The organism is Pseudoalteromonas galatheae (genome assembly GCF_005886105.2).
In the GTDB taxonomy this organism is placed as follows: Bacteria; Pseudomonadota; Gammaproteobacteria; order Enterobacterales; family Alteromonadaceae; genus Pseudoalteromonas; species Pseudoalteromonas galatheae.
The window spans coordinates 2593750-2619318 of sequence record NZ_PNCO02000001.1 but is presented as its reverse complement, the minus strand read 5'-3'; the positions used below and the strand labels follow the sequence as shown (position 1 = coordinate 2619318).

Sequence of the window (25569 nt, the reverse complement as noted above, 5' to 3'; positions counted from 1 at the left end):
AGCAATATTCCTAGATGGAGTATGTATTTCGATATTTACCCACACTGGAGTTATTTAATGGCTGTCTGATCTGCATTTTGCTGGCTGTTGCTGAGTAATAACCCTGCTTATAAAAGTGAAGTGCGCCGTCTTGCCAATCCAACTCGAGAAATCGACAGACTTCTCTCATCACAGCCTGAGGCTTTTCTACCAGCGATTCATAATTCACAAACTTAATTTGAGTCGGATGTTTTTGTGCAGCATCTTGCAAAAACGTATAAGTATCATCATACATAGCTTGAATATCTTGTATCCGGTATGAGTAGCCATGAAAGGGACTGTTCGTTTGATATAGTTGACGGAAGTTTGCGATACAAGTATCTGTTCTGTTTCGCTTCATCACGACAAACTTCGCGCGTGGAAACGCCTTTGCGAGCAAATCGATAAAGAAAAAATGAAATGGTTGTTTGTCTATAAAACGTTGCTCACCATCAACGGATTGTGAGCTAAAGAGACGATATTGCCCAATGGCGTTAGCCTCTTCATAGGCGCGGCTGAGATGTTGAATATTGCTGTTATAGTCATGACAAACCCTAAGTGCTTGAGGCAATATACTGGTCTCTCCCAGCGGTTGTAACAGCAATTGCGCTAAAATTTGCTCCATCAGGCTAGTGCCTGAGCGCGGCAGCCCAACGACAAATATTGGTGCAAGCGTTTGCTCCGGTGCAAATTCAATAGGTTTGTCGAGAAGTTTACGAAGTGATTGAAAATAGCCTGTCATTTGTTTAGATGAATAGGAGACCTCTGCACTGACCGCTTGTTTACTGGCAATAAAGCTTTGCCATGCCTTGGGATAATTTTCCTGCTTTTCGTATTCGAGTGCCAGTGCATGGTGAAGCCGCTGTAATGCAAGTGGTGTAGTTTGCGCTGTTATTTCAGTTGCTAATTGAGTGATGCGAGTCGATGCTAATTCTACAGGAGTAAGCTCTGAGTAGGCTAACTGGCACTTTGCATTACTTGGGTTTGCTTGCACTAAAGAGGCAAGCAGTGTCCGCGCTTGTGCTAATTCACCAGACATCTTTAAATGCATTGCATAGTTGAGCGCGATTTCAGGACAGTGTGGTGAGTGTGTATAGGCATGGCTAAAATGCCAACCAGCGTCAGTATATTGATTTAATCTCAGTAATATATTTGCGAGGGTATCGTGCTCAGATCCCGACAATTGTGTGCTGCCTAGCAAATGCTGTATATAGCGCTTTGCAGCTAATGGTGATTGTGTGAACAGCGCAAGTTTGGCAGCGCTCAATGAGTAAAATGCGCAGGGAAATAAACTTAGGCACTTGTCGTAAATTTTTAGTGCTTTGCTGAGGTTACCGAGAGCGATATTCAATTCGGCCAATAAGGCGTACGCGTGGTGATCGTTGGCATTGGTATTAATGCGAGCGACTAATGCGTGATGCGCCGCTTGAAATTGACGCTGTTGAATATAGCTTTGGATCTGATTGTATGATGTCATCGCAACGTAAAGAGAGTGAAGGTAACTTCACTCTCTATTTTAGTTTTTTGCTGATTATAACTCAAACTGGTAGTTAAGCTTGACCCCAACGGTACGAGGTGTTGTGACATAGTGTCCGTACACTCGCTGCTGCTCAGGCAAGGCTTTGTTTAACGCCGCGAATTTAGCTTCACCAGCCCAAGACTTGTCGCGTCTTACCGAGGTGAAAGCAAATTTGTCAAACAGGTTGTCGACATAAAAAGTGACGGCCCATTGCTCGCTTGAAAGCTTCGCACTGAGGTTAGACAAGGCAAATCCTGGTAATACCTCTCCGTCAGCTTTGAGTCCGACTTTCGTGTATACGTCACTCTGTGCGGTTACTCCATAATTAACGTTAAGCATTTTGTCGTCGAACACTTCTTGTTCGTAGCTTAAACCGAATGAGAACTGCTGTTTTGGGGCGCCAGGTAAGCGGTCGCCGTCTGTACCGTCATAATACGGCTGGTAAAGCGCGATTTCTTCAGCGCTATAGTCACCTTCTTTGAATACCGCAAACAGGGCTGGTGCATCATCAGTTAGCTGTGCTTTTGCATAAGAATAGGTTGCATACACCGTCCAATGGTCGTTCAACATAGCGCGGGTTGATAACTCGATACCAGTAGAGTTCGCAGAGCCTGCATTGGAGGTAATGATCTCTTGACCGTTTACCGTCACGGATGAGATCTGTGCATCTTCCCAATCAACACTGAATAATGCGGCATTAAAATGCAGCTTGTTATTCAGCCATGTAGATTTTAATCCCAGCTCATAATTAGTGGTGGTATCTGGTTTATAGCTAAGCTCATGCGGCAGTGCACAGATGATCTGTTGCTCAGGTAGTGTTTCTGGACAGGACTCCAAACCGTTGCCACCGCCTAACCTAAATCCTTCACTGACAGTGAAGTACGTCAGCAGTCCATCTTGCCAAGTGTAATTGGCATTAAATTTAAACAAACTACCATTGTCTTTGGCACTGACTTGTTCAAATGAAATTTGCTCAAGGCTTGGCAGGCCACCAGAATAGAGCGGGGTTTCAGCCGCTGACTCAGTTTTAACATCATAGCGATAGAAACGAGCGCCCACTGTGATATTAAAATCATCTGAAAATGCATAGCCAATTTCGCCAAACAATGCTGACTCTTTGCTGGTGGCATTGGTCAGTGCAATATATTCAAGATCTTGCTCAATATTGTTGATTTCGTCGCCCCAAAACTCCGTGAGCCCTGGCGTGTACTCTCTATCGTCCGAGCTAATTTCCTGTTTGCTGTAATATACCCCTGCAATCCAATTTAGTGCGTCATCCCCTTTAGAGACTAACCGGATCTCTTGGGTAAACGTGTCTTGATCTGTGGTGTCTTTAGTCAAAGCGGTAAAACTAGGAAAGTCCGCGTAACCTGGCCAAATATCATAAAGGAGATCGGTTTGATCTCGTTGGCCTTGCTGTTCTTTGCTTGACCAACCGGATGCCGAAACTAAATCAGCAAACTCTAAATCGGCGTTGATTTCAAGGCTAAGCAGGTCGTCTTCTTGTTCATTAGGTTCAAGCACGCGATAGGCTGACTCGTATGGTTTAATAGAGTCGGCAAGCGGGTGTTGTGCGCCAAGGCTTTGATACTGTGAAATCGAGTTAGCACCATTTTCTTGTTTTTGATGGAAATAGTTCAGTGTGGTATCGATATTCTCACTCACCAACCAACGTAGAGAAACACGCGTGGTGGTAATGGTCTCATCATTTGCATCCGCCACTGAGTTGATATTCGCTTTAACATTCTCAGCATTGGACCAGTCGGGGTCTGGGTTTGAAACGCCAGCTTGCTTAACCACATAGCTATAATCCATAAAGCCGGGGTTGTGATAGCGGTTAATGCTCGCACGAACGGCCAACTCATCCATCGCTATAGGCATATTGAAGACAGCACCGATTTCATGACCGTTACTGTCACTTTCATCGATACTGAATACGTCGCCACTGAGTTTGCCCTCAATGACATCAAGCACAGGTGCTTTTAGCATGGTTCTAATCGCACCACCAAGCGTACCTGCACCGTATAGCGTACCTTGTGGGCCGATTAAGACTTCAACACGCTCGATATCGGTTAGTCGCAAATCTACGTTGATTGGAATTTCGCCGAGGTAAGTTGCTACAGTGCCCGAGTCAGAGGCACGTTCCGACGAATTAGTATTCAAGCCACGAACAATAATAGGTGAGCCCTCACGGCCACCTTGTTCTGTGATTGTCAAACCAGGAACCCATCTTGCTACATCTTCAAGGTCGCCAATATTTTGGTCGCTCATCACATCGCTATCGACGGCAGTAATGTTTAATGGCGCTTCTTGAACTGTGCCGGCGCGCCGAGTGGCTGTTACTTGAATTCGTTCAATTGACTTTTCTTGAATCTTACTTTCTTCAGCTTGTGATTGATTAACAACAAAAAAACTCGAACTAACTGCTAGTGCGACTAAGCTTGGATGGAGCTTACTCATGAATGGTGAAACCTCAAATTAAGAATTAAACATGACGAAATTTCAATCTTTAGAAGTGGGTAACTATGCAGGCGGTGCATTTCTGTCCCGAGTTTAGAAAGAATTTCATACAACCGGTGGTGAATTGACTTGCCATGTTTTGTTCATGGTTTAGGTAAATTTAGCCACCTTGAAACTGCGGCGCATGCTAACATGCTTATTCTTGTTTTGTGAATAATTATTTTGTTTTTTTGAATGGTTATTTCTTTTTCAAGTGAGATGGTTTGCGAAAATTTTCAAATAGCTTAGAGTATTAACTCCGTATGTTTCTTTTGTACGTCGATTATCTTAAGGAAAAACAATGAAAAAGCTGATGTTTGCATTGTTGGCATCTTGTACGTTACTTGGTTGCTCTGACAGTGAAGTTGGTGATGTGTCACTAGGTCTATTTACGCTCAAAGATATAAAGCTGGACTCTATGGTTGACCCTGTTGTAACGGGTGTGACCTGTCATGTGGCGAGTGTTGAAGACGACTTGAGTTTTTCGGACCCAAGCGATAGCTCTATCTCTTGTCGTCAAACGAGCGAAATAACACCTGCAATGCTAGCGAATATAGATAAAAGTGACTCTGGCGAAGTGGTATTTAAAAAATCAAAAAGTGTATTTTTTAAATCAATGAAAGTGAGAAGGATCTTTGATGCAAAAAACCAAACCTTGATGTACTTAGCCTATACCACTAAGGAAACCTCTGGTAGCTTTAAGCATAGCTTATCAACAGTGCCATTATGGGGAACTCAAGCTTATCAAGACGTTAAAACCAATTAACTCGAATGTTGGCTAGCACATAAACCCGTAGGTTTCGATAATTGCATTAAGTAAATTATTTTTTTGTTTGAATTAAACCTTTTTGCTCACGATTTCGACTAAGCTTAGTAGTGATAATGTTAGGAGAAATCGTGATGCTAAAAACACGCTTTTTAGGGAAAACGGTCAATATTGCATTTGCAGTGATGACAGTATTGTTTGTTATTTTAACGTTAACAACTGATGCTCATAGCATCTCATCTCAAGCAACTCAGGCTGAGATGTTTAGCCAAGACGAGGTGATTACCGAGTCCGAACCTAAGTAAGTTTGGATCGTAATTTATCTTGTTTTGCTGATTAATGTCATTCGAAACGATGAAAAATTAATATAAATATTGCGCTCGGCTCAGTCTTTGTTGCGCGTAGTGTTAAGTGCATAAATTTGCATGAAGTTTTTATGATATCTACTCATGCTTCACTTACGCTCTGTATAGCGTATAAACTCTAAACTGCCATCTCTGACTCATCTCATTAATAGTCTTAACTAGGCTGTCACTAAAATTGTAATTAATTTGTTGCGTTCTCCCCAGTCTGCATTAGCTTTAATTAGGGACTAAGAAAAAAGCAGCGCAGTTTGCAATCGGATATATGCAAGTTTCTGTTTTAAAAAATACGAATTTTAGCTGACGTACTCACTATTCGTCTGACTAAAACGCTCAAACACAAGGAAGAAATATGGCACGCCAATTCGATAACTTTTATAGTCATGGGGCAATTAATTTTAGTGATTTTATTAATTGCGTTTCTAGCTTATATACTGGTCCAGACTGCTTGGATGACAGTACGCTAAGACTACTTGCTGAAATGTTGTATCGACTATCACAAAATAAGCAATTTCTCGCGGCACAAGTGGCGAGTAGCAGTGACTACCAGCACCACGTTCGAGGGATGTTGGACAATGATGATCTTTATGTACTTTATGAAAATAAACGACCATTTTTTAAAGTATGTGCACAGATTTGGCATCCAACACCAAAGCGGGGCTCTCAACACTGCTTTGTTCCGCAGGCACGGGACTATAATTTTACGGCATTGACGACCAATTATTTTGGCCCAGGTTGTGGATGCAAGCTCTACCAATATGAATATAGGAAGGACTTACAGCAAGGTGAGCATTGTGATTTACAGTTTGGGCAGTTTTATCAATTTACCCCTGAATCAGTACTCTTTACAGAAGCGTCGAGAGATGTGATAGCGCAGGCTTTACCTAAAAGTTTGAGTATCACCATCAGTTTACAGCTGGAGCAAAGGCCACACGCTTGCTTTTTGTTTGACAAGTCAACAGGTCGTGTACAGCGTATTATCGTTGAGTTACCACCGGAATGCGTCGACACGCCAAAATCTCTAGTGCTCGAAAGCTAAGCAAATTAGTTTGCAAAAGTGCGGGAAAAGTCAATTAATTCGCAATTTTCCGTCTTTTATAGCTGTAACAAAAACGCAAATATGTTACTTGTAGTTGCATCTATGAGAATAGCATGAGCACTTCATTTCTGAATAAAGTGCTTATATCCATTTGCTTTTTCAAATTGGTATGACTATTCCATCAGCAACCAGATCTGCACTGGTATTTTTAGCTTTGACAACAACCCTAATGGAGCGGCGTAATAATGAATAAAATAAGCGTGGTAGCACTCTCTGTCGTGCTAGGTTTGAGCGGATGTGCTCAAGACAAGCCAACAACAGAAACGATATCTGTTGCTAAAACCACTGAACCAACTCTCTCTCGTGCAGAAATCGACAAAGTCGTAGAGCAGTACACCAAGCAATTTATTAACCACCAACCCGCGCTTGCCACTTCGCTTAAATTATCAAGTAGTGAATATGGTCACTATGCTAATAGACTACCGGATTACTCGGTTGTCGGAATGCAGGCGCTTCAGGTGGATATGAACGCAGCCGCAGATAAATTAAAACAATTACAATCGGGCGTGGCGAACGCTGACGACTTGTTGCACCTTAAAGTAAATGAAGTTATTGCATGTTATTATGCTGGGGATAAAGGCTTCTCGGCAGGTTATATTGATACTTGGGGCGGACACCTGCCATATATTGTTAACCAATTGTCCGGCCCATTGCTGGATATTCCAAATGTGCTTAAAGACCAGCATGGAATAGAGAGTGAGCAAGATGCAAAAGACTATGTTGCGCGCCTACATGCCTTTGTTGAAGTCACGAAACAAGTTGCAAATAAGGTAAAAGCGGATGCCAATAAAGGCGTAATTTTACCAAAAGTACTGTTTCCAAACACGCTAGGCTATTTAGATAACTTCACGGCGCCAAGTGGTGCAGAACACCCTTTGGTTGCATCGTTTAAAGATAAACTTGCAGATCTTGACGGTATTACGGATAAAGCCGCCGCTGATTATGTTGCACAGGCAACGCAAATTGTTGAGCAAAAGCTTTATCCTGAATTTAAAAATGTGTCTGCGATTATGCACGCTCTAGAGAGTAAAGCGCCTGAAAATGTCGGTATTTGGGCCCAACCAAATGGCGAAGCTTTCTACCAGCATGAGATCACCTATTTGGCGGACTCTGATATGAGCGCGGAAGAGATCCACCAAATTGGCCTTGCTGAGGTGGAGCGTATTTCAAAGCGTATGGACGAAATCCTCAAGCAAAACGGCTATTCACAAGGCACTGTTGGCGACCGGATGAAGCAGCTCAATGAAGAGTCGAGATTCTTATATGCGGATTCTGACGAAGGTCGTGAAGCGTTATTATCGTTCTTGCGTGGTGAAATAGGGAGCATTTTACAAAAAGCGCCAGATTACTTTTCTACTATTCCACCGCAACCTGTTGAAGTTAAACGTATACCAAAAGCCGTGGAAGCGGGTGCACCGGGTGGTTACTACAACGGTCCATCGCTTGATGGAAGTCGTCCTGGGGTATTTTCAATCAACCTAAAAGACATGAAAGCAGTACCAAGCTTTGGCATGAAAACCTTAACGTATCATGAGGCGGTCCCTGGTCACCACTTCCAAATTGCGCTTAATATGTTGCAAACAGAAATTGGTTTGATGCGTCAAAATGCCTCATTTAATGGTTATGTTGAGGGCTGGGCGCTGTATTCAGAGCTATTGGCTTACGAAATGGGGATGTATAAGGACGACCCTTTTGGAGACTTAGGTCGCCTGCAAGCTGAGGCATATCGTGCTGCTCGACTGGTGGTTGATACGGGCCTGCATTATAAAAAGTGGACACGCGACCAAGCGATCACCTATTTTGCTGATGCAACTGGTACGGCTATGAGTGATGTGGTATCGGCTATCGACCGTTATATCGCTTGGCCAGGTCAAGCGCTTGGTTATAAGTTAGGTATGCTTAAATTAGTTGAACTTAGAGAGTACGCTAAACAGCAGCTAGGTGATAAGTTTGATATTAAAGCATTCCACGACGTAGTGTTGCTAAAAGGCGCAAGGCCAATGGCGCTTGTTGAAGAAGATATCAAGACTTGGATTAATTCTCTGAAGTCGTAAATATACTTTTCGGCTTGAAGTCAGTGAACGATGCTGGCTTCAAGCTGAAGTTATCTACAAACCGCTATTTCTAGCACTCGTTCACACTTACTGTACTTAAACTCATGATCATAATTTGCAATTCGGTTTTGCCACGGCATTTTCAATAATTTCTTTGCTGCGATGTATATCTTTCTTTTTCAGCTCAAGTCCTGCTTCATCTTCATTTTTGACCGGTTGATAAGCGAGTTTTGCATAAAGCGCAAAGTGATCCGACCCTATGTTGTCTAGCCTTTTAATATCGATTACTGTGAAGTGGTGACTCGAAAACAAATGATCCAGCGGCCAGCGTGTAAACGGGTACTGTGCATGAAACGTGTTAAACATGCCTCGGCCAACTCGTGGATCAAGAAGCCCACTTATTTTCCTAAATAATCTCGTGGTTGGAGACCAAGCAACATCATTGAGATCGCCAGTGACTATGGTAGGCAAAGGCTCATTTATGACGCGTTTGGCGACAACCACCAATTCTGCGTCTCGCTCAATGGCCGTTTCGTTTTCGGTGGGGCTTGGCGGTGCTGGGTGCAAAAAATGGGCTTGGATCATGATATGGGGAGCGATCTTGAGTTTTGCATGAATCGAAGGTACACCTTCTTCAACGATATATTCACATTTTGCCTCGTCTAGCGGGTAGCGAGAATAAACATGCATGCCATATAAATTTGATTGCGGGCATTTAACGCTGTAGGGCAGTATATCTAACAACGAGTCTAATTGTTGCTCCCATATCTCATCACTCTCTAACGTGACTAAAATATCAGGTTGATGTACTCGGACTTGCTCCAATAGCAGATTAAACTGTCGATTGGTTTGCAGTACATTGGCGGTGATTAGGCTGATTGTGTGAGTATTGGTTGTCGCTTTTTTTACCTCGACTGGCCAAAGCGGGGTGTAGGGTAAAATCCACCACAGTTGAAAACTTAAACAGGCTAATAAAGAAATGACAGCAAGCGCGGCTACGCTTTGAAGATTAAGGTAGAAAATGGACAGCAGTAGCGTAAATGCAGTAATAACAACGAGCTGAAGTCGCGGGAACTCCATTGCTCTAACACTCCAGTGCGGATGTTTAGCAAGTGGCAATAACGTAGCAAGTAGGATAAAACCACACAGCGCGACGATAACCCAAGTCATGAAATTCCTCAGCAAATAGGTGAATTCAAGAAGTATATTTCATGTTAGCTGAAATCGCTGTGAATAGCATCGGGTCTGGACGGTTGCCTAAACCCGATACTCGTTCAGGGATATTTAGTCGAGATTAGTTTTGATATGGGGTATTTTCCGCAAAGTATTCATGGCTGTCAGCATTTTGAATTGCTTGACTTGGGTTAGAAATTGCCAAGTTTTTCGCGCCAGATTGACCATAAACGATGTCATCTGTACCCGCCACGGCGTTAAAGTGACTTAGCTCGTGAACAATCGTGCCTGCACGTGAATCCGTACCCAGCTCATTTGCGCTCCAAAATGCGCGGCATAGATAGACTTTGTATGGTTGATTTGGGTATACATAAGCAAAGTATGATTTGTTACAACTACAGTCAAAAGTGAGATCTTGGTTGTCGATTGCATCATTGATTGCATTGAAGTTGGATTTCACGGTTGCATAACGGCTGCTTGTCGCTGCACCAAACCAAGTTTGATAACGCGTAGACGGGTTGCTTGCTGAGTGGCTATTTAGGTAGGCAACAGAGTCATTAGTGATCTGATCTGCAGCATTTAGTGCTGACAAAATACTGGTTTTTTCACTGTTACTACAACGGCCTGTAAAACAAGTGCCATCAGTGCAGTCAGCAGCGCGGGCGCTTGGTTTTGCATTGATTTGAACATTGCCTTTCGTCATCGCAACGCCTTCAAGCCACAGGTTTACCGAGTTTGAGCTGAGCTCTGCTACATCGGCACGCATCATTGATTGCTGCCCCATCGTTCTGGCAGCCATACGTGGCATTTCTTTTTTACCGAAAAGGTCAAATGACTCAACATCATAACTAATTTCGTAGTTACCTGGCTGGCTAAGATCATAAAGGCCCGAAAGCTCAAATGATTTAGTGAGTGTTTCGCCAGACTTTAACTTAATAAAGTCAGCTTCAGTAGGAGCCGGGCGTTTGTAGTGAGGACCAAAGAAATTAACTTCTTTACCATCACGCGTAATTTTGAAAATATGCTCTTCTTCAAGATCTGTATACCAGCTTAGAATTTTCTGATTACCTTTACCCTGATTGGTGATATTTAGTGTCGCAATAACATCGCCGTTGCTTTTTGTGTCGACATCAACACTTACCGCTAGGTCTTTATTCATTGCTTGAGCATTCAGTGATGCGGTTACGGCTGCCGCGAGTAACCCTGTTGATAGTGTGCGTGATAGTAGCTTCATTATTTCTTCCTGTTGAGGTTGCTACAGTCTCTCGGCTGGCAGGTACAAAACCAGTAGTGAGGACTGAGTTTACTTGTTGTCATTTCGTTATTTTTAAAGATGAATTCAATCTTCACTTTTAATTAACAATAATATATTCGATGTTTCAAGCAGAATTTTCACAACAGAGCTAAAAAATTTACATTTGAAAATTACCAATAATTTCAAATAAATGTAATGTTATTGAAAAATATGGATAAATTTAGTACAAAACTGAGGAGAGGGTAGTTGTGAATTTATTGTTTCATTCACATTGGTTTACATTGTGATGTTTGAAATGGTATTCCAACCGAAGTTGGAGTGGCACTGACGTTATCTAGCTAGCCATTATCAGTGCCAAACTGGGTCTTAGATTTCGCTAATGATGTCTTCGATTGCGAGGCGAGATTTAGGTAATTTAGCATTAAAATCACCTTCGTCTCGATAGCCCAATGCGACAATAGCAAGAGCGTCAAAGCCTTGCTCAGTTAACCCAAGCTCATTGCTGAGAATATCGGCGTCAAATCCCTCAATTGGCACAGAATCTATACCTAGTAATGCAGTGCTTAGCAAAAATTGCCCAAGATTTAAGTAAACCTGTTTGCCAGTCCATGCTTTGATTGCTTCATCGCTGGTTTGATTTAAGCCGACAAAATAGCGACGGCCATTATTCATTTGTGCCTCAATCTCAGAGCCTTTTTCAAATCGGCCATCGGCACTTTCTTTGGCAAGCACTTTATCTAAATGCGTATCATCTATATTTTGTTTTGCAGCAAATACAACAACATGTGACGCGTTAAGTACTTTTGCTTCATTAAATTTGTAATTCTCTTGTGTGCTTTTAGCCACTTGAGTTTTGCCTGCCTCAGTACTTGCGATGACAAAATGCCATGGCTGAACGTTGGTACTAGACGGGCTTAGTCTTAGCGCCTGCTTGAGTAAGTCAATATCTGAATCACTAATTTTTTTATTAGGATCAAAGGCTTTTGTGGAATAACGATTGTTAATTGCATCGCGTAATGTGTACATATCAGACTCCTAAAATTGCTTTAAAGACATAATATGGATTTACATAATCAATAAAAAGATGATAATGAGTTAAATAGTTTCAAAAATTTTTTGAAAATGAATACACAAGATTTAATCGTCGTAATGAAAACGGCTCAGCTTGGCAATATTAGTGCGGCGGCTGCACAGTTAGATATGCAGGTTGCTACAGCGAGCGCCGCGATAAAGCGAGTGGAAAAGCACCTTGGCTTTCAACTTTTTGTGCGTTCTACGCGTAGCTTAAGGCTATCAAAGCAAGGTGAAACTTACTTGCCAATTTGCGAGCAGGCACTTGCGCTTTTGGATAATGGCAAAAAACAGGTGCTTGATAACGACAACGAAATTGACGGTGAGCTAAGATTAACCGCACCGTCAGATTTTGGCCGTAATATTCTCCTACCTTGGCTAGACGAATTACTTGATGAATACCCCAAACTTGCCTTGAAGCTTATTCTTAATGATCACAATCTCGACTTTTATCGTGACGGTGTTGATATCGCGCTGCGCTATGGCGCGCCTGAAGACAGTAGCTTCTACGGCTTTAAAATTTGTGATGTGCCATTGCTGCTTTGTGCCTCTACGGAATACATAGAAAAACAAGGCACGCCAAAGGATCATGAGGAGCTAAGTGAGCATCAAGGGCTATTCTTTTTGATCAGAGGCAGTAAGTTTGATACGTGGAAACTGACGAAAAATGAACAAACTTACAAAGTGGTGCTTAAAGGGCGTAGAACCAGTAATGATGCGGATGTGGTAAAGCGCTGGTGTGCGCAAGGAGCGGGTATTTCATTGCGCTCCGCGATAGATGTAGCAGACCAACTAGAACAAGGTGTGGTGCAAAGTATATTAAATGACTACCGCGTTGAATGTAAGCCGTTGTGGTTGATCTGCCCGTCAAAGCAAATGATCAACCCAAGCGTGAGAGTGCTGCGCGATAAACTAAGAGTGTACTGCCAAGCGCTTGTAGAAAAGGCCGAGCGGTATAAATAACGCACTAGGGCTTGACTGAAGCTGTATTCTTAGGCTTTTCGGGTAAGTGGGTTGGGTAACCAAATAGCGCCAACCATTTGCTCTTTAAGGTGTTTGCTTGTGCAAAACAGTGGAACATATGACGCCACTGAGCAAAGTTTACATCTAAAGGGGTCTGCTTTGGTGCCGCACCTCTTATTCCATAACAAATTGTGATGTCCTCACGCTCCTCAACAAAGGTGCCAAAAAGCTTATCCCAAATGATCAGCACCCCAGCAAAGTTTTTATCTATATAGTCAGGATTACTGGCGTGATGGACTCTGTGGTGGGAAGGCGTATTAAAGATCCGCTCAACCACTCCTAACCGATTAACCGTTTGTGTATGGACAAAAAATTGAAAAGCCAAGTTGATTGCGACGATGGCAAATACCAAGGTCGGGGTAAATCCAAGCAGTATCATAGGCAGCCAGAACAGCCACATACCGACAATAGGGTATAGCAAGCTTTGGCGAAATGCGGTGGTAAAGTTCATGTTGTTCGAACTGTGATGCACTACGTGTGCACTCCAAAGCCAGTGAATACAATGTGATGCCCGGTGAAACCAGTAATACAAGAAATCTTGCAAGATAAACCCAAAAAGCAAAGTGAGGAGATTTAATTCGATTGTGAATAAGGCAAATTGATGAAGCCAGTAAAAGAGCGGCATCAGTACAAGCAAAGCCAGCGCGTCGCTGCCTTGGTGGAGCAAGGCGAGTAGGGCATTGAGTAATGAATCTCGCCAATCATAGTGTTCGTGGTGCTTGATATACTCCCAGGCAACACAAAGTAAAAAGATGGGACTGAGTGCCAGTAAAATTAGCGATACATCAACCATATACAGCTCCTTCTTTAGCCAAAGCTTTGGTACTTTATATGCACTAGCGTAACGGGTTAGCCATTGACAATCCTGCCAAACTGCGCCAACAATTTGTCCAAATACGACAAAAGGAACTGCAATGCACTCCACTTCGTTTGTATATTTTTATAGTGCGTGGGTATATCTCCATGACCGTTTTACCGATGACAAGAAGCTGCGAGGCGAGTTTGCTGAGCTAGTAGCGTCACGCCCTGAACGTGTAGCACTCGTTGAGTATGAGCGATTGCTTGAGGTAGGACAGGAGCTGAGCGGCGATCCCTTAATTGGTTTTGAACTGGGTAAAGCCATTCAGCTGCATGATTATGGGGCGCTTGGTTATTTGGTCGAAACCAGTAAAGACTTACAGCAAGCTATTACCTCCTTATTGCATTACGACGCCATTGTCGCCGATATTGGCCTCGCTGTATTCGCAAGTGATAGCGACAATGCCAAGTTAACTTGGCAACCAAAAACCCCGCTGGGTAAGCAAGCCATTTTGCGTAATATGACCGCTTGGGTGAGCGCTGCACGGCAGCTTTTGCGTTCAACTTTATCGCCTAACCAACTCCAGCTTAGCTTTAGCGTGTGTGACCTAGAGTTACAACGTTTACAAACTTGGTTTGGCTGCTCCGTATCACAAAATTGCCCTGAAAATGCACTGTCTTTTCCGTTAGATTTTCTTACCATGCCAGTCGCTACCGTCGACAGCCTAATGCACGAACATATTGAGCAAGTGGTTGCAAAAAGCGTATCAGCGCTCTGTGATAATCATGACTTAAAAGCGCGTGTTGCCAATTTACTAGCGGCAAAGCACTCTCTGGCTGGAGTCAACCAAGCAAGTATTGCTAAGGCATTAAACATGAGTGTGCGTTCGATGCAGCGTAAGCTAAAAATACAACACACCAGCTTTAGAACCTTACTTGACCAAGAGCGAAAGCATCGATTTGAACAACTTATCGGCAACACCAAATTGCTCGATATTGTCGATGCACTCGGTTTTACAGAGCAAAGTGCGCTGAATAAAGTTTGTATAAAATGGTATGGGAAGCCACCGTCAAAGCTAAAGTGAAGAACCGAAGGTAGGTAAGGTTTGGTTTGTTAGTCAAATTCCCAGATTCGGTGCAAATATGTATTGGGTATCATCGATTCCCTATCGTGATAAACGTAGTGAATGGTGCTATCTGTTCATATCCAATTCGATTAATTTGGAAATCGGCAAAGCATAAAGTCAGTTATTGACGCCACAATCTTTTTGTTAGGTTACTGATTCTCGGCGATGCGCCACAGCACGCCACTTGGGTCAGTAATACAAAATTCGAGCATTCCCCACGGCTGCTCGACAAGCTCAGTTACCTTTACGCCAAACGCTTTGTCCAGCTCGAGTTTTAAAACATGTTCATACCAGCTTTGGGCATCTTCGACTAAAAGGTGCATCATAAAGTTGTTGCTGTGCAATGGCTCATAGAAATCTTGGAGCAAAAAAGAGCAAGAGCCAGAGTTAAAATATGCGATATCTCCAGCTTCAAAAGCCATTTCAAAGCCAATCATCTGATAAAAGCGTTTGGAGCATTCAAAGTCTTTAGCTGGAACAAAAGACTTTATTTCTACGGTATTCAGGTTTGCCATGTTTTTGTCCATGTTGCGGGTACTGTTTGTAGCCTAACACTTTAGTATTTATGAGACACGCGGTTTGTGTTAACAGTTGCTTGTTGGAGTACACATAGTGATAGGTGTCACTTGTTTCTCCAGAGGTGGAAGGTGAGGCTGACTTAACTGTTTGTAGTATCTGTATGGTTTCTTTTTCTTTAGGGTAAGCCTGTATTTTTATGGACGGGCGTCTAAACCTGTCGCGAGGGTGACACAATGCACTCGTCAGCTACAGTTGGCTGTTCTCCTTTATCATGTTAAACCGCTAGTCCTCTTTATGCTTTGCTTCTTCAGAGCAATATGACTCTTGATGCGTACTTTCTATGCAATGACAAAACCAGCTTTCAAAACGTTTGAGGTAATAAGCTCCTCCGAATCCATCGTTCTTATCATAAACAATGTAATCAGTGCCCCCACCTCTAAGGTACTTCTCTCCGGTGCCAACATATTCCCAATAGGTTAAGGAAGTGAATAAATAATTGTCATTAACTAAAAAACCAAGAAAATTAGGAGTATGTTCATAAAGGTAGGTTTTGATCGTGACGTGCTTCATTCCCTCGGCTAGCAATCTCTGTTTGGTAAATTCTATTTCCTTTATTACCGACTGAACTACAGAATACCTTTCCGTACCACCATCGATAGAGCCGACTTGTTGAGGTGCTAATAAAGCTATCTCTATGACTATTTGCTTTTTACTCAACAGACACATCTCTGAGCTTGGATCTAAAAATCTGGCAATTACAGTACTCCAGCCATGTCTTCCTGCGACACCGATATATTTAATGTTTATTTCTCGTTCTGATTCACATAGTCGACCAATGTCTCCTAACAGGTCATTGGATTTAATGATTTTTACCTCTCTACGATTGTGCAAAACGGCATCGTATATTTTGAACAAAAGCTCCAGCAAGATAAATGCAATAGGTAACATCAACCCTGTTTTGATAGTGTTAGCTACTTCAACCCTAAAAAATAATTCAGTTGGCAGCATGTCAACAACGACTGCAAGCAACAATAAAAATATTAGTAGTTCTTTTTTAGTTGTTTCATATGCGATACGAAGTCGGGCCAGAAGGTTTGCTTTCCTTTGCATGAGGAAATCCTGTTGTTTTATTTTTAATCAATTAAGTATTGTAAACTTTACTGATAATGCAATTTTTCTTAATCGTTAGCATTAATCTTATTTATTGAACCTTTTAAACTTTTAACTGTATGAAATTTAAGTCCTTTCTTTGAGTTTTCGACAGCAAAAAAGATTTATCTTGAGAATCAAAATTACTCAATTGCTAAGTGCTATATTTAAGATTACAACTACTCCACTTTAATGTGGGCCCTTGAATTTGCCCACTAACCCTATGTTAAATCGTGGGGTGCCTAAACCATCATGTAATGATGTGCCAACGCATCGCCACCTAAGGATTATTTAGATGCTATCTACTCTATTCGTTGTTGATCAAAATGCAGATGTACTGCCTTTGGCAAATAACGTAGTGACGTTTGAAACGTATTTGCAAGAGTACCCAAAGCTCGGTGAATCAAAACTTCGAGTGATTAATTTATGTGACTGTGATCGTTATTTAAGTCAAGGTTATTACTGCTCTTTACTTGCTGAAGCGCGTAATCACCAAGTACTTCCGAGTCTAAAAGTTATTAACGGTTTACGTGATGGCGATAATGTGTTGTTTTTATCGCAAGCTTGGTTTGATAAGCGTGGGATCGCGATTACCGATGACGCTGAGTTGATCATTTGTATGGGCGAAACCCAACAGCCTGAGTTTAGTAAGTTGGCGGCGTATTTATTTCAGCAATTTCCAGCGCCTTTACTAAAAGTGACATTACAGCAGCAAGACAAAGGCGTGCGCGTGCAGGTGCAGCGTCGCGACTTTTCGACTCTGCAGGTGGCGCAGCTTGAGTTTTGTACTCAAGTATTAGGTCATGTGCATGCCACTCAGTGGAACAAACGTAAGAGCCACAAAAAGTATCGCTGGGATATTGCGATGTTGGTGGACCACGATGAAAAGTTGCCGCCAAGTAATAAAGGGGCGATCAGCCGTTTTGTAAAAGCGGGTGAAAAGCTTGGCATTAAAGTACATCCATTAGAAGCGGCTGAGTTATACAACTTAGGCCAATACGATGGGCTATTTATTCGTGAAACCACAGCGATTGATCACCATACTTATCGCCTTGCGCAAGAAGCAGAGCAAAAAGATTTAGTGGTAATTGATGACCCAAGCTCGATCCTACGCTGTTGTAATAAGGTGTTTTTACATGATGCCTTTAATTACAAGAAGGTGCCAAGTTTAGAAACGCGATTTGTGAGCCAGTGTAATGAACAAGTAATCGATAAACTCATTGCTGAGTTATCGCTACCTATGGTGCTTAAAATGCCTGAGAGTTCGTTCTCAAAAGGCGTATTTAAGGTAAAAACCAAAGAAGAACTTGGCGAGCGGTTACAAGAGCTGATGAGCGTCTCTGCGATTGTGTTGGCGCAAGCTTACTTATACACAGATTACGACTGGCGTATTGGGGTGCTAAATGGCCGTGCAATTTATGCATGCCGTTACCATATGGCACGTAACCATTGGCAAATCTATAACCACGAGTCAAAACGTAATTTCTCGGGTGGGTTTGACACGTTACCAACGTTTGAAGTGCCAAAGGCGGTGTTACGTGCAGCATTAAAAGCGGCGGCAGTTGTGGGTAATGGTTTGTATGGTATTGATATTAAAGAGCACAACGGCAAAGCTTACGTGCTTGAAGTAAACGACAATCCGAATATTGACCAAGGGGTTGAAGACAAGTATCTCGGTGACGAGCTGTACATGCAGGTGATGTCTGAATTTTCAAGGCGTCTTGAAGCGAGAGGTAAAAAGTAATGTTGCAAGCCGCGTTGGTGCTCGAAAAGGCGACACTGCAGGATTTGAATTCACTGAATGCGCTGGAGCAAAGCTGCTTCAGTGCAGATAGACTGAGTCGTCGCCAACTCAAGCATTACATCAGTTTTGAACATAGCCTGCTGCTTACTGCAAAGTTAGCAGGGGAACTTGTGGGCTATGGATTGCTTTGGTTGCACCAAGGAACGCGGCTGGCCAGGCTTTATTCATTGGCGGTATCGCCTCATCATCAAGGTAAGGGGATCGCACGTCAACTGATGTCAGAGCTTGAGGCCAGAGCGGGTGAAATGGGCTGGTTGTATATGCGTTTAGAAGTGGCTAAACGCAATGACGCGGCCATCGGCTTATATAAACGCATGGGTTATCGTGTATTTGGCGAGTATCAAAACTATTACGCGGATCATGATGACGCGCTAAGAATGCAAAAATGCGTACGTAAACTGTCGCAAAAGGCGGTGTTGCATCAGGCACCTTGGTATCAGCAAACGACAGACTTTACTTGCGGACCGGCGTCACTGATGATGGCAATGGCGAGTATAGATCCAGGCTGTATGGGCGATCAGGCCTTAGAGCTTGAAATATGGCGTGAAGCGACCACCATCTTTATGACTGCAGGTCACGGCGGCTGTCACCCATTTGGTTTGGCATTGGCTGCGGAGCGCCGTGGTTTTGCGGCAGAGGTGATGGTGAATACGGCGGGCCCACTATTTTTAGATGGCGTTAGAAGCGCGCAGAAAAAACAGGTGATGACCTTAGTTCATGAGCAATTCCGTCAAGAGTGTGAATATCGTGATATTGCTATTCACCAAGCCGATGTAAAGCTTGAACAGGTTGAACAATGGTTGTTACAGGGTAGTGCGGTATTGGCTTTGATCAGCACCTATAGACTAAACGGTAAAAAAGCGCCGCATTGGGTGCTTATTACGGGCTTGGATGAATTGTGTTTATATCTTAATGACCCTGATGTCGAGGACGACCAAAATCCTATCGACTGCCAGCAAGTTCCCATCGCAAGGTCGGATTTTGAAAAAATGATGACGTTTGGCGCAAGCAAGTTAAGTGCGCTGGTGGTGTTGCACGAGTCATTTTAAATAACGTTTTCGGTTATAAGTCAAAGGGCCTGTATTCGGCCCTTTGTTTTTAGCGCTAAATAGCGTTTATAGCGTTTTCAAAAACTCAACGATTTGCCACTTTTCATTGTCACTCAAGGTAGTGCCGTAAACGTGACCGCTGTTATCGTTGCCCGGCATAACCTCACCATTGGCTTTGTTCACTTTGAACTCGTTCATGCCTTGATGAGTAACATAGCCAACGTTGATAGGGTCGAATTCGCGACTACCAACCCAGAAGGTATCCGGGCGCGACTCTGGTGATTGTAATAGTGACCATAGGTTTGGCACTGAGCCATTATGTAAATAAGGCGCGGTTGCCCAAATTCCGTTTAACGGCCTTGCTTTGTAGACACCCGCGTCGTAGAAACCATCCACACAATCTTCATTAGTGTTCGGACTCAATTTGTGTCTATTTTCTAGGTAGACTTTAAGGCGCTCTTCAATGGATTTTTTCACAGTGGTTTTCTTACCATCTGGCCCGGTGCGTTCTGCTATTAGGCCTGCTTCGATTGCTTTGATAGGGTCTTTTAACACCAAACCCACAACGCCATTTACTGGGATATCAATAGCGCTATCTACCGCTTGGAATTTGTCGCCAATAAGAATGTCTGTCTTAGTACCTTCTAAAAATAAGGTCTTTGCCATATGGCAGCTGGCGTTATTAGACATAGTAGGATCGGTACCTATCTCTTTTACTGGCACTTTGACTGCTTCGTAATCTTTAAGTAGATTTTTTTGGTCAATTAATTGATGACAGCTAGCACAGTTTGCTTGGAATAACATTTTTCCTTGTGCCGCTTTGTTAGTGTCAATTCCCGGAAAGTATTGTTCCGGCCAAGCGGGAGGAAGTAGCGTTTTTACCCACGCTTCTAATTGTCCTAATCCTTGCAAGTCAACGGTTGAGCTGTAACGCGCATGTTTCCCCCAAACACGCTGCCAAACCGGTGCTTCTTCAATGGATAACGAACCAAATACACCCACCACTTCACCTATGTTCCTAACCAGAGGCCCAATTACAGGTACGTTTGGTGCTGAGGCATTCCACTGCACTACATTGGACTGGTGTGTACCCCATAAAAATGGATAGGAGACGGGCGCGGTGGGCGCATTTTTATTGTTAAGGTCGTCAAGCGCAAATGCCGTGCCGGCGTTTTGTATATTGCCAAACGCGTCAAGTCGAGCATAGCTGGTAAAATCGTCTGGATAATCTTCGGGCAAGTCATTAACGGTTTGTCGCTCGGCGGTTGCAAGCGCCACGTGCTTGAGATCCTCTCGTAAATCATCAATCAACTCTTGCGATGCTCCTTCTTTTAATACCCGCATCGCGAAACGGCTAAACTTTTGATTATCGTTGAGGGTCGCTTCTAATGCGGCATTTAGGCGGCTAAAGAAGAGTACAAAGTTGGCGAGGGTGGGCGCACCCTCTACCAAAATTTTTGTACCATTATAATCAATTTGGTTGGTGTGGCATGCGGCGCAGGTCATCCCGACCCAAGCTTGTCCTGTGGTTTGATTGTTATGCACGGCAAAGCCGATGGGCAAACCTGAAGGGTTATTGGCGGCGGTTTTACTGGGTAGATAGCGCAGCATTTCCATATGTTCGCTATCGCGAAAGAGCTTTTTACTGTTGGGTTGCTCTAACCAAGTAAACCAAGTATAGGGAATGATTTGTGACCCTTGACCTGTGAACCAAAAGTCTTGCCGAAGTTTATCTGACCATCCTTGATTGAGCCAAACTCGCTCAGGCACTTGACCAGATTCTGCGACTTGGTCGAGCGTTTCTTTGGGCACTGAAGGTTTTTTACTTGGTGAGCTACAACTTGCGAGAAACAGTGTGCAAGCCACTGCCGTACTTACATATTTTATTACTAGTCTATTGTTCATGTTGAACTGTCCGTGACGGTGGAAGTATCAACTACCTTAGTACAAAGCTATTAACAATCAAGTTACACGACATTACATGTGCCTTTCATTACCAAGATGAGAAAGTCTCATCTTTCCAAACATGAAATATTTATGTAAATTTATTTGTTTACACTAAATTTACTTTATTTGTTTTGGGAGCGGTTGTGCGTCGAAGTAGTTTTGCCATTTTTCATGTTATGGCGGTAATAGTTATCTTGGTTGGGTTACTGACAGGCCCTCGCTTGGGCATTATAAATCATGACTTTCTGGCGTTTCTTTCACCTTTGCTTCCACAAGGTGCGTTGCTGTCAATGCATGTGTTATTTGGTTGCTTACTCACCTTGATTGCGATTGCTTTTACTGTGGCAACTATTCGCGCACCGTTTCACAGCGCTCCAAGCGAGTTTGATAAAGCCGTTAACTACTTTGGGTATCTGGTTATCGTGCTGAGTATAGTCACAGGATGGTTACTTTGGCTCAATCCAGAGAGTCTAAGTTTAGTCATTCATGGGTTATCAGCGACAGGCATTTTTTTGTATTTGGTGTTACATGGCATAAAGCACACCGTGTTTAAGGGTAAGCAAGTACTAAGTGTATTAGTGCCCCGAAATGCGCTTATTTTACTCTGTTGCAGTATTGCTCTGGTGTATTTTTGTGGCCTTGGTATACGCCTTATCGTTGCAGAACAGCATTTACGGTTAGAAGTTGCGCCGCTATCAACGCAAAGCCACCTTGAAATAGACGGCAAAGGAGACGAGCCACAATGGTTGCGTGCCAAGCCTATTAAGTTAACGACATTTGGTGGTGCAAACTTCTTGGATGGGAGTAGTGAGGTCGAAATAAAAGCGTTGAGCAACCATGATGAAACCTTCTTTCTGATCCGCTGGCAAGATCCGACCGAAAGCCTAGAGCATCTGCCGCTGGAAAAAACCTCGGACGGTTGGCAAGTACAAGAAAATGGCTTTTATCGCTTTGACGAGCGCACTTATTACGAAGATAAGTTTGCCATCATGCTATCGACAACCTGTGAACTAGGAGGTGATGGCACCGTTCAATACGGCGATGCGCCGCTTGCAGACAAACCCCGTAATTGGCACGGCAAGGGCTATCATGCAAGTACGGACGGCCGCACACGAGACTTATGGCACTGGAAAGCGCTGAGAACTAATGACATGTACTTGGCCGATGATAATTTTTTTGGGCCACCTCAAAGCGTTGCACTTGGGCAAAGACGCTACACCGCAGGGTATCAACCTGATGGCAAAGAAAGCGGTGCTTATGTGATGAACTGGCGCTGGTACTCACCGACTGAGGTTACGCCAAAGCGAATGCCAATCCCATCGCCAGATATCACCGAGCGCAAAGTCCTTGATTGGTTTGCCAGCGAAACCTACAACCCTCAACGAGACATGGCGAAAATTGGCGAACAGTTACCGTCCGTGTTGTACCGTTCAAATCGCTTTGAGGGAGATAGAGCCGATGTTAGGGCTAGGGGAGAGTGGCGCGATGGTTATTGGACGCTAGAGCTGGTACGTAAACACCAAACGCATTCTCCCCTTGATGTTGAACTGCGCTCAGGTGTTTGCATGTGGGTCTCCGCATTCGATCACGCACAAATCGCGCATACTCGTCACCACAGAGCGATCCAATTGAGGTATATGTTATGACCGTTGCCTCACGTTTAATACTTAGTTTAGCGATTGCCACTGTGGCGATTAGCTACTTGTTATTCAGCGCCTCTGAGCGAGAAATTCCAACTCACGCACGCTTTATTAAAGTCACTAATGACATGCAGTTTTTGTCTGTATGGCAAGGCCCTTGGCATTGCGTCTATGACAAAAAGCTTAATCTGCTCTGGGAAGTAAAACGAGATGATGAGTCTATTCACGATGGCTATTGGAGTTACTCTTGGTATGACGGTCAGTTTGGTCATGCTGATCAAGGTGATTGTTACTTCGAAGCATCCCACTGCGATAGCCAAGATCTGATCCGTAGAACCAACCAAGCTAGATTATGTGGTAGTGCCGAGTGGCGCTTACCTACATCTGATGAGCTGCGCTCTTTAATTCAAACGCCAAATGGTCCCGGACAACCCCATATCGCAAGTGATTTTTTCCCACACATTAAAAATGGTGACTATTGGAGTGGTGAGGCTGGCGTGCCGTTACCCAAGTCGTTCAAGCGTGAAAAGTTAGGGGCAACGGCCGTGAATTTTCAATCTGCAAAGACGCTTTCGCTCCCTTATGCAAACGCCGCATTCGTCATGTTGGTGGCTACGCCGTCAACACCACTCTCATTGGCTCAAAGTCGTGCTGAGCCTGTTACTCTAAACTAGGAACCAAGGAAATGAAATATACTCAAATGGCAACTTTTGTGGTTGCAGCTGGTTTATCTTGTAGCAGTTTTGCTGCGAGTGACTACCATCGTCTTGTGTGGGACACCAGTCCAAGCACTTCAGCAACAATAGGATTTACACCCACATCAGGCACTAATCATATTGTTAAATATGGCAGCACAACAGATGAACAGAGCTGGCAAAGCGCAGCGGTCAACGCAACGCATACTTTTGATGGGGGCCTCTCAAGTTCATTTGTGAAATTAACCGGCTTAACCCCAAATAGTGCGGTGTATTATCGTGTTTGTGATTCACAAGGTTGCGGTCAGCGTTTGTGGTTCAGAACTGCGCCGCAAACGGCATCAGGGATCACTGCTGTAGCTGGTGGTGATACGCGCACAGGTTGGACAACGCGCCGTAAAGGCAATGAGTTGATCGCTAAAATTCGACCGCTATTTATTATGCATGGTGGCGATTACACCAATGCAAACTCCGTTTCTGAAATGCGTGAATACTTAAAAGATTGGCAATTAACCTTTTCGGATGATTTGATTGATGGCCTTGCATACAAGCGAATTTATCCATTTGTAGCAACACATGGCAATCACGAAGACGATAACTACAAAACGCTATGCCAAGTATTTGGCGTAGATTATGACCAAGATGGTGCGTGTACAGCAAAAGATACCTATGGTGCTTTTAACGTGGCGGGGCTTTTAAGGGTTTATACCTTAAATAGCCAATTTAAAAATAGTGGCTGGTCGAGCTATGCCACAGCGATGAACAATTGGCTGAAAAGCGACTTACAGTCTCAGGGTAACAGCGCAACGTGGCGTATCGCTCAGTATCACAAGCCGATGTATCCTCACTATTCAGGTAAGTCAGATAACTCCATATTACACTCTTGGTGGGCACAAGACTTCTATAATAATGCGATGAACTTAGTGGTAGAGTCCGATACTCATATCAATAAACTGACTTACGCACTAACGCCTACCAGCAATGGCTTTACGGCAACGACCCAAGGCGGCACCGTTTATGTGGGTGAGGGAAGTTGGGGTGCACCGGCAAGAAGCGCCAATGATCCAAAAAGCTGGACTATCGACCTTGCGAGTATTCAACAGTTTAAAGTGTTGAGTGTGACAAATGATAAGCTTACTGTTCGAACTGCTGAGTTTTCAAGCAATGCAACTGCCTTATCTAAAGCGCAGCGAGATGCCGATCCGCTCGCGTTACCTATGAATATGACATGGTGGTATGCCGCTGAAATTGGTGATGAACTGAATCTGATCAAAGCAAGCAATAATCTATCTGTGATAGAAACTCCCATTATTGAGCCGCCAGCTGCAATTGAACTTATCAGTGGTCAAACACAAGCGAATGTCACTGGCGCTAAGTCTTCTCAGACACTTTATTACATTGATGTGCCAGCAGGAGCAACACAGCTAAAAGTTGAAACGGCGGGCGGCAGTGGTGATGTAGATATGTACGTGCGCTTTAATGCGGAACCAACGACACAAAACTACGATTGTCGACCCTATAAATCAGGTAATAATGAAGTCTGTACGATTACTCCAGTACAAACAGGCCGATACTATGTCATGCTTGATGGCTATGAGCGTTATTCGGGCGTTGCGCTAACGGCTACGGTTTATACTGACACTCCTCCAGATCAAGGTAATAGCCAGCAATGGTTGGATCAATCCGCCAGTAAAGGTCAGTGGCAGTATTATACTTTTGACGTGGCACAGGGAACACAGAGCCTGCAAGTAAAGGCATCGGGTGGTACTGGAGATGCTGATTTATATCTGCGTTTTGGTCAACAACCAAATAGTAATACCTACGAATGTCGGCCTTATGAAAATGGCAATAATGAAACGTGCACAATCACCAATCCAAATGCGGGAACTTGGCATATTGGGCTCTATGGTTACGCTGCTTTTTCAGGAGTGAATCTACAAGCAGAAAGTCAATAATCCTGTAAATGAGAGCTTGGTGGTTATTGATGTAACGATCAAGTTCA

20 protein-coding genes are annotated in these 25569 nt (G+C 43.5%); 11 read left to right on the top strand and 9 right to left on the bottom strand.

Going from position 1 to position 25569, the window contains the following annotated elements; all coding sequences use genetic code 11:
* Positions 1–10 precede the first annotated feature (10 nt).
* Both CWC29_RS11555 and CWC29_RS11550 read right to left on the bottom strand, forming a co-directional pair.
* Positions 11–1495: a tetratricopeptide repeat-containing sulfotransferase family protein gene (locus CWC29_RS11555; RefSeq protein ID WP_138522580.1), complete on the bottom strand. Its 1485-nt coding sequence runs from the start codon at positions 1493–1495 to the stop codon at positions 11–13.
* Between the two features lie 54 nt (positions 1496–1549).
* Entirely contained in the window at positions 1550–3997 is a 2448-nt protein-coding gene (locus CWC29_RS11550; RefSeq protein WP_138522582.1) for a TonB-dependent receptor, read from the bottom strand.
* Positions 3998–4337: 340 nt separating this feature from the next.
* Here CWC29_RS11550 and CWC29_RS11545 point away from each other — a divergent pair, with 340 nt between their 5' ends.
* The 4 genes from CWC29_RS11545 to CWC29_RS11530 all read left to right on the top strand — a co-directional run bounded on the left by CWC29_RS11545 (position 4338) and on the right by CWC29_RS11530 (position 8317).
* The gene (locus tag CWC29_RS11545; RefSeq protein ID WP_099031581.1) at positions 4338–4802 is read left to right on the top strand and encodes a CreA family protein; all 465 of its coding nucleotides are present in this window, start codon (positions 4338–4340) and stop codon (positions 4800–4802) included.
* A gap of 116 nt (positions 4803–4918) precedes the next feature.
* A complete protein-coding gene (locus CWC29_RS11540; RefSeq protein ID WP_128725580.1) occupies positions 4919–5107 on the top strand; it encodes a hypothetical protein in 189 nt (62 codons plus the stop codon).
* A 409-nt stretch (positions 5108–5516) separates the two neighbouring features.
* A complete protein-coding gene (locus CWC29_RS11535) occupies positions 5517–6203 on the top strand; it encodes a transposase (protein ID WP_128725581.1) in 687 nt (228 codons plus the stop codon).
* Positions 6204–6448: 245 nt separating this feature from the next.
* Positions 6449–8317, top strand: a complete 1869-nt coding sequence (locus CWC29_RS11530; protein ID WP_138522584.1) for a DUF885 domain-containing protein — start codon at positions 6449–6451, stop codon at positions 8315–8317.
* A gap of 108 nt (positions 8318–8425) precedes the next feature.
* On the opposite strand, the gene CWC29_RS11525 is transcribed toward CWC29_RS11530, so the two are convergent.
* The 3 genes from CWC29_RS11525 to nfsB all read right to left on the bottom strand — a co-directional run bounded on the left by CWC29_RS11525 (position 8426) and on the right by nfsB (position 11771).
* The gene (locus CWC29_RS11525; protein WP_128725583.1) at positions 8426–9487 is read right to left on the bottom strand and encodes an endonuclease/exonuclease/phosphatase family protein; all 1062 of its coding nucleotides are present in this window, start codon (positions 9485–9487) and stop codon (positions 8426–8428) included.
* Positions 9488–9611: 124 nt separating this feature from the next.
* Complete coding sequence (locus tag CWC29_RS11520) at positions 9612–10724, bottom strand: M35 family metallo-endopeptidase (RefSeq protein ID WP_128725584.1); 1113 nt, start codon at positions 10722–10724, stop codon at positions 9612–9614.
* Between the two features lie 387 nt (positions 10725–11111).
* The gene (nfsB, locus tag CWC29_RS11515) at positions 11112–11771 is read right to left on the bottom strand and encodes an oxygen-insensitive NAD(P)H nitroreductase (protein WP_128725585.1); all 660 of its coding nucleotides are present in this window, start codon (positions 11769–11771) and stop codon (positions 11112–11114) included.
* Positions 11772–11867: 96 nt separating this feature from the next.
* Here nfsB and CWC29_RS11510 point away from each other — a divergent pair, with 96 nt between their 5' ends.
* Positions 11868–12779: a LysR family transcriptional regulator gene (locus CWC29_RS11510; RefSeq protein ID WP_138522586.1), complete on the top strand. Its 912-nt coding sequence runs from the start codon at positions 11868–11870 to the stop codon at positions 12777–12779.
* Between the two features lie 4 nt (positions 12780–12783).
* Here the strand turns inward: CWC29_RS11510 and CWC29_RS11505 are convergent, their stop codons facing one another.
* Positions 12784–13632 carry a sterol desaturase family protein gene (locus tag CWC29_RS11505; RefSeq protein WP_138522588.1) on the bottom strand — a complete coding sequence of 283 codons (849 nt, stop codon included), beginning with the start codon at positions 13630–13632 and terminating at the stop codon, positions 12784–12786.
* 121 nt (positions 13633–13753) lie between these two features.
* Between CWC29_RS11505 and CWC29_RS11500 the strand changes: the two genes are divergently transcribed.
* Complete coding sequence (locus CWC29_RS11500) at positions 13754–14722, top strand: AraC family transcriptional regulator (protein WP_138522590.1); 969 nt, start codon at positions 13754–13756, stop codon at positions 14720–14722.
* A 191-nt stretch (positions 14723–14913) separates the two neighbouring features.
* Here CWC29_RS11500 and CWC29_RS11495 read toward each other — a convergent pair whose 3' ends face one another.
* Together CWC29_RS11495 and CWC29_RS11490 are read right to left on the bottom strand one after the other, a co-directional pair.
* Positions 14914–15279, bottom strand: a complete 366-nt coding sequence (locus CWC29_RS11495; RefSeq protein ID WP_138522591.1) for a VOC family protein — start codon at positions 15277–15279, stop codon at positions 14914–14916.
* A 286-nt stretch (positions 15280–15565) separates the two neighbouring features.
* Positions 15566–16393, bottom strand: a complete 828-nt coding sequence (locus tag CWC29_RS11490) for a hypothetical protein (protein ID WP_138522593.1) — start codon at positions 16391–16393, stop codon at positions 15566–15568.
* 334 nt (positions 16394–16727) lie between these two features.
* On the opposite strand from CWC29_RS11490, the gene CWC29_RS11485 reads away from it, so the two are divergent.
* Together CWC29_RS11485 and CWC29_RS11480 are read left to right on the top strand one after the other, a co-directional pair.
* Positions 16728–18176 carry a RimK family protein gene (locus tag CWC29_RS11485; protein ID WP_128725591.1) on the top strand — a complete coding sequence of 483 codons (1449 nt, stop codon included), beginning with the start codon at positions 16728–16730 and terminating at the stop codon, positions 18174–18176.
* On the top strand, positions 18176–19285 hold the full coding sequence (locus CWC29_RS11480; RefSeq protein WP_138522595.1) for a GNAT family N-acetyltransferase/peptidase C39 family protein: 1110 nt from the start codon (positions 18176–18178) through the stop codon (positions 19283–19285). Before CWC29_RS11485 ends, CWC29_RS11480 begins: the two co-directional genes overlap by 1 nt.
* Positions 19286–19351: 66 nt before the next feature.
* On the opposite strand, the gene CWC29_RS11475 is transcribed toward CWC29_RS11480, so the two are convergent.
* Positions 19352–21190, bottom strand: coding sequence for a di-heme-cytochrome C peroxidase (locus CWC29_RS11475; RefSeq protein ID WP_138522597.1), 1839 nt, complete (start codon positions 21188–21190; stop codon positions 19352–19354).
* A 185-nt stretch (positions 21191–21375) separates the two neighbouring features.
* On the opposite strand from CWC29_RS11475, the gene CWC29_RS11470 reads away from it, so the two are divergent.
* From CWC29_RS11470 to CWC29_RS11460, 3 genes are read left to right on the top strand one after another with little or no spacing between them, the layout of a single operon-like run.
* The gene (locus tag CWC29_RS11470; RefSeq protein WP_138522599.1) at positions 21376–22878 is read left to right on the top strand and encodes an ethylbenzene dehydrogenase-related protein; all 1503 of its coding nucleotides are present in this window, start codon (positions 21376–21378) and stop codon (positions 22876–22878) included.
* Positions 22875–23546 carry an Lcl C-terminal domain-containing protein gene (locus CWC29_RS11465; RefSeq protein ID WP_128725595.1) on the top strand — a complete coding sequence of 224 codons (672 nt, stop codon included), beginning with the start codon at positions 22875–22877 and terminating at the stop codon, positions 23544–23546. The genes CWC29_RS11470 and CWC29_RS11465 overlap by 4 nt, the downstream gene beginning before the upstream one ends.
* 11 nt (positions 23547–23557) lie before the next feature.
* Positions 23558–25522 carry a pre-peptidase C-terminal domain-containing protein gene (locus CWC29_RS11460; RefSeq protein WP_138522601.1) on the top strand — a complete coding sequence of 655 codons (1965 nt, stop codon included), beginning with the start codon at positions 23558–23560 and terminating at the stop codon, positions 25520–25522.
* Positions 25523–25569: the final 47 nt, after the last annotated feature.